General features: G+C 34.5%; 3 protein-coding genes. All 3 read left to right on the top strand.

What is annotated here, in order from left to right; all coding sequences use genetic code 11:
• A partial coding sequence (locus AC1DTM_RS21425) for a VOC family protein (RefSeq protein WP_477000825.1) occupies positions 1-294 on the top strand: 294 nt, incomplete at its 5' end.
• A gap of 16 nt (positions 295-310) precedes the next feature.
• A complete protein-coding gene (locus tag AC1DTM_RS21420) occupies positions 311-1366 on the top strand; it encodes an LLM class flavin-dependent oxidoreductase (RefSeq protein ID WP_016104557.1) in 1056 nt (351 codons plus the stop codon).
• A 625-nt stretch (positions 1367-1991) separates the two neighbouring features.
• Positions 1992-2976 (top strand): cytochrome ubiquinol oxidase subunit I (cydA, locus tag AC1DTM_RS21415; protein ID WP_477000824.1); only part of this gene is annotated, 985 nt, incomplete at its 3' end.

The raw sequence follows: 2976 nt of genomic DNA, 5'->3' as shown, positions 1-2976 counted from the left end.
GGAAAAGGAAGTATTCATCATTTAGCTATTCGTGTAAAAAATGATGAAGAACTGAGTTATTGGAATGAAGCGGTGAAAGATAAAGGGTTCCAATCAACAGGGATCATCGATCGCTTTTATTTTAAAAGTTTATATTTCCGTGAGTCAAATGGCATTTTATTTGAGATTGCGACGGATGGACCAGGATTTACAGTAGATTCAGCAGTTGAAGAATTAGGGAAAGAGCTGGATTTACCACCATTTTTAGAAGAGAGAAGAAAAGAGATTGAAGAGAAATTAATACCACTTGATTAAAAGGGAGAGAGCAACTATGGAAAAATACCGTATTGATACAAGTAAAGGAATTGAATTTGGATTATATTCAATTGGAGATCATATTTTAAATCCGCATAATGGTTCGAAAATAAGTGCAGAAAAAAGAATTCATGAACTAATTGAAACAGCCAAGTTAGCAGATGAAGCTGGAATTGATGTGTTTGCTGTCGGTGAAAGTCATCAAGCGCATTTTACAACGCAAGCTCATACAGTTATTTTAGGAGCTATTGCACAAGCTACGAAAAATATTAAAATCGCGAGTTCTGCAACAGTATTAAGTACGTCAGATCCGGTTCGTGTATATGAGGATTTTGCTACAATTGATTTAATTTCTAATGGTCGTGCTGAAATCGTTGCTGGTCGTGGATCTCGTATTGGGGGATATAGTTTACTTGGTTACGATGTAAATTATTATGAAGAACTATTTGAAGAGAAGATGGATCTTTTATTAAAAATAAATAAAGAAGAAAGTGTAACATGGAAAGGGCAGTTTAGAACGCCACTTGAACATGCGGCAGTTATACCGAGAGCTAAAAATAACAATATGCCAATTTGGCGTGCTGTCGGAGGGCCACCTGCTAGTGCGATTAAGGCAGGGCACGCAGGTGTACCAATGATGCTTACGACACTTGGTGGCCCAGCTATTAATTTTAAAGTTTCGGTTGATGCATATCGTGAAGCTGCTGAGCAAAGTGGTTTTGATCCAGCGACATTACCAATTGCGACAACAAGTTTATTTTATACAGCAGAAAATTCACAAGATGCACTTAGTGAATATTATCCTCATATTAATGCTGGTATGCTTGCGCTACGCGGTGGTGGGTATCCGAAACAACAATTTACTAATGCAGTAGACCACCGTGACGCGTTAATGATTGGTAGCCCGCAACAAATTATTGAAAAAATGCTTTACCAATATGAATTATTTGGACAGCAACGTTTTATGGCACAAATTGATTTTGGCGGTGTACCATTTGATAAGATTGAGAAAAATATTGAATTAATTGCTACTGAAATTATGCCGGCTGTTAGAAAATATACAACAAAATAATGATAAAAGTACCGAGAATATAATCTATTCTCGGTACTTTTTTATTTAGGCAGTTTGAAAAAATGACGAAAAAATGAATTTTCAGTCTAAAAAAGGAAAGGATTTTTCTATTTGTGAATAACAATATTATTGATTTGAATTTTGGAAATACATTTTTCTCTTGACAAAAATCTAGCGTATTTCCGGATTTGATGCGAGGACATTTTTCAAGAGGAAAGTCAAGCGTATGAAGAGAAAAACGTAATAATAATTGATATAAGAGTATGTTATATGTTTGAAAAATACGTTTTTTAAATGTGAGAAATCTAATTCAAAAAAATTACAAAAGACATATTTCAGACAAAATCCTGTCAATAATACGTCAAAAATCACCTGAATTTATTATGTAAGTATATTATACAATTCGATTAGCGAATAAAACACTACTGAAATAGTGAAAAGGTAAATCGTATGAAGAAAGTTCTTTTGTAATTATCTAAAAAACTGACAATCTATATTTTCAGAAAGTACATAAACGAATTTATCTTTTTGTATTTCCAAATGATTGAATTGTTCGTTATGAAGTGAATTCATACAATTTAATCGATATTACGATATAAAAAATTATGAAGGAAGTGACTTTAGCATGGAAACGCTCGAATTGGCACGAATACAATTTGCATCTACAACGATTTTTCATTACTTTTTCGTTCCGCTATCTATTGGTTTAGCTTTTATCATTGCGTTAATGCAAACGTTGTATGTGGTAAAGGGACAAGAAGTTTATAAGAAAATGACAAAGTTTTGGACACAAATATTCCTTGTTAACTTTGCAGTAGGTGTTGTAACAGGTATTTTACAAGAATTTCAGTTTGGTATGAACTGGTCAACATATTCACGTTTTGTTGGTGATGTTTTCGGACCGTCATTGGCAATTGAAGGTTTATTAGCATTTTTCATTGAGTCTACATTCCTAGGTTTATGGGTATTCGGTGAGGATAAACTTCCAAAGCGAGTTCACCTTTTATGTATTTGGCTCCTTTCAATAGGAACAATGTTATCAGCATTTTGGATTTTAACTGCAAGTGCATTTATGCAGTCCCCGGTAGGATATGAAATGGCTGCAGATGGACGTGCGCAGATGAATGATTTCTTGGCGATTATTCAAAATCCACAACTATGGGTGCAATTCCCGCATACAATTACAGCGGCACTTGCAACAGGCGCATTCTTTATTGCTGGTGTTAGTGCATGGAAAATCGCAAAACAACAAGAGACTGAGGTGTTTAAGAAGTCTTTCCGAGTTTCTATCGTTGTTGGAACAATTTCAACAGCATTGGTATTATTTTTCGGTCATGCACAAGCGCAAAATTTAATTAAGACACATCCGATGAAAATGGCAGCAGCTGAAGCATTATGGAATACGAGTGAGGATCCAGCGCCATTTACAGTATTTGCAAAAATTGATACAGAGAAGAAAGAAAATTCGTTTGAAATTCAAATCCCTTATATGCTAAGTCTATTGTCATACGATAAATTTAGCGGTCAAGTAGAAGGAATGAATCAAATTCAAAAACAATATGAAGAAAAATATGGACCTGGAGATTATATTCCGCCAGTACATACTATGT

The organism is Bacillus sp. P4_D3, assembly GCF_056401855.1.
The sequence above is the reverse complement of the archived record's forward strand: the minus strand, read 5'-3'. Positions and strand labels throughout refer to the sequence as shown.